Here is a 2,632-nt window from a genome sequence, read left to right as displayed (position 1 = left end):
ATCCCCAATCGACCCCTTGCCGACCGCACATGACGACGGGACGCTGCCATCGCTGTTTCGCAGCCGCCGTGACAGCCGGGGCGAGGCCGTGGCGTTCTTCCAGAAGCGTGCCGGTACGTGGCACGCCACGACCTGGGGAGAATTTGCCAGGGACGTCGCGGCGCTTTCGCGTGCCCTCCTCGATCATGGTCTGGAGAAAGGGGACCATGTCGCCATCATGGGGGACATCTCGCAGGACTGGGTGGTCGCCTATATGGCGACGGTCTGTTCCGGCGGCGTGGCGGTCGGGATCTATTTCACCTCTTCGACCGAGGAGGTGGAGTATTTCCTGGAGGATTCCGGGAGCAAATTCGCCTTCGTCGCCGGAGAGAAGGAACTCGCCATCCTTCTCCGCAGCCGGCGGGCGGAGACGCTGAAGAGGATCGTGGTCTTCGATCCGGCAGTTCCGTCAACGAAGACCATCGTCTCGCTGCCGCGGTTTTCCGCCTCGTCGTCCGACTGCGCGTCGTTGCTCGACGAGCAGGCCGGATTGGTGCGTGCGGAAGACCATGCCAGCATCGTCTACACATCCGGGACAACCGGCAATCCCAAAGGCGCCATCCTCACCCATCGGTCGCTGATCGAGGGCCTGTTGACCACCGGAAGCTTTTGTCCGGCGCTTTTCCGCGAACCCCAGCGGGTGGTCGTCCATCTCCCTCTCTCCCATGTCGTCGGGCTCGGGCAGGGGATCGTTCTTCCTCTCATCAGCGAGGTCACGCCCTATTTCGGCGAGACCGGAGCGGACTTCGCCACGACCATCCGGGATGTGAGGCCGACCTATTGGATGGCGCCGCCGCGCTTCTATCAACGCTACGCCGCAGAACTGGTCAGCCGGATCAATGCGTCGGCGTCGGTTGCCAAGAAATCCTACCGCTTCGCAATGTCCATTGCCCAGAAGGCGCTGGCGGACCGGCAGGCGGACGGTCCGGACGATCCGTTTCTCCAGGCGCTTTTCGCGACCTGCCGCGATCAGGTCTTCCTGCCGCTCCTGGCGGAGATCGGTCTGGACCAACTCAAATACCCCTACACCGCTTCCGCGCCGATGCCGCCGGACGTCGTGAAGCTGTGGCAGACCTGGGGGGTGAACCTCAAGGAGGTCTACGGACAGACCGAACTGGTCGGAGCGAACACCGGGCAGATGCGGGACTGGTCGAAGCCCGGCACGATCGGCGTTCCGATTGCCGATCCCCGTTGGAAGACCAGGGTCGCCGGCGACGGCGAAATGCTGGTGACAGGACCCGGCCTGTTCACGGGTTATCTGAACAAGCCGGATGACACGCTGGAGGCCCTGCGCGACGGATGGCTCCACACCGGTGACATCGTCGAAGTCCGGCCCGATGGCCAACTGGCGATCATCGACCGGAAAAAGGATATCATCAACACCTCCGGCGGCAAGTCGATCAGCCCGGCCCAGATCGAGAACGAGCTGCGCCGGAGCCCCTACATCTCGGAAGCGGCGGTTTGCGGTGACGGACGCAAATATCTCGTGGCGCTGATCGAGGTCGACCGCATCGCGATGACGGACTGGCTGACGGGGCGGAATGAAACGATCAACGACTACTCGGATTTCTGTATGTCGGAGGCGGTCATCCATCTGATCGAGGCGGAGGTCGCCAAGGCGAACCAGAGGCTGGCGCCGGTCGAGCAGATAAAGTCGTTCCGGATCCTTCCCGAAGAACTTTCGGCCGAAAATGGCGTCATGACGGCAACCCGGAAAAAACGGCGCAAGGTGCTGAACGAGCGTTACGCGGCGCTGATCGATTCACTCTACGACGATTCCGAGGATTCGCTGATCCGTCAGGCACTGTCGGACATGTGATGCGGTGATCGAAGGAATGTCATGACGATGCTGTCCTGCACCCCACGCCACCCGTGTCTGTCCTCGACGATGGAAATCATCGAAGAGGCCCGCAACGGCCGAATGTTCATCCTCGTCGACGACGAGGATCGGGAGAACGAGGGCGATCTCGTGATCCCGGCGCAGATGGCGACGCCCGAGGCGATCAACTTCATGGCGTCGCATGGCAAGGGTCTCATCTGTCTGGCGCTCGGCAAGGAGCGGGTCGACCAGCTCGGCCTCAAACTGATGAGCGCGCAGAACGGCACCCGCCACGGGACCGCCTTCACCGTGTCCATCGAGGCGCGCGACGGGGTTTCCACCGGCATTTCCGCGGCTGACCGTGCGCGGACCGTGGCGGTGGCAATCGATGCGGCCAGGGGACCGGAGCATATCGTCTCTCCGGGTCACATATTTCCCCTGGTCTCCCGGCCCGGCGGCGTGCTGGTCCGCGCAGGGCATACCGAAGCAGCGGTGGATGTCGCGCGCCTGGCCGGTCTCAATCCATCGGGCGTGATCTGCGAGATCATGAAGGAGGACGGGACGATGGCCCGCCTCGACGATCTCGTCGCCTTCGCCCAGCGCCATGCGCTCAGGATCGGCACGATCCGCGACCTGATCGCCTTCCGCCGCCGCCACGATCATGACGTCGAGCGTGTCGTCACCGCGAAATTCGACAGCCTATGGGGTGGGGAGTGGAGCGCCATCACCTTCCGCATCAAGGCAATCGAGACGGAAGCGATGCACGGGAAGGCG

General features: G+C 63.4%; 2 protein-coding genes. Both read left to right on the top strand.

Annotated elements, in window-relative coordinates:
* Nucleotides 1-1,858: long-chain fatty acid--CoA ligase (locus I71_RS06075; protein WP_307188968.1), on the top strand; the 1,858-nt coding region annotated here is incomplete at its 5' end.
* A 21-nt stretch (nt 1,859-1,879) separates the two neighbouring features.
* Nucleotides 1,880-2,632 (top strand): 3,4-dihydroxy-2-butanone-4-phosphate synthase (gene ribB / locus I71_RS06070; protein ID WP_042692340.1); only part of this gene is annotated, 753 nt, incomplete at its 3' end.

The organism is Azospirillum sp. B506, assembly GCF_000333595.1.
Taxonomy (GTDB): domain Bacteria; phylum Pseudomonadota; class Alphaproteobacteria; order Azospirillales; family Azospirillaceae; genus Azospirillum.
The sequence above is the reverse complement of the archived record's forward strand: the minus strand, read 5'-3'. Positions and strand labels throughout refer to the sequence as shown.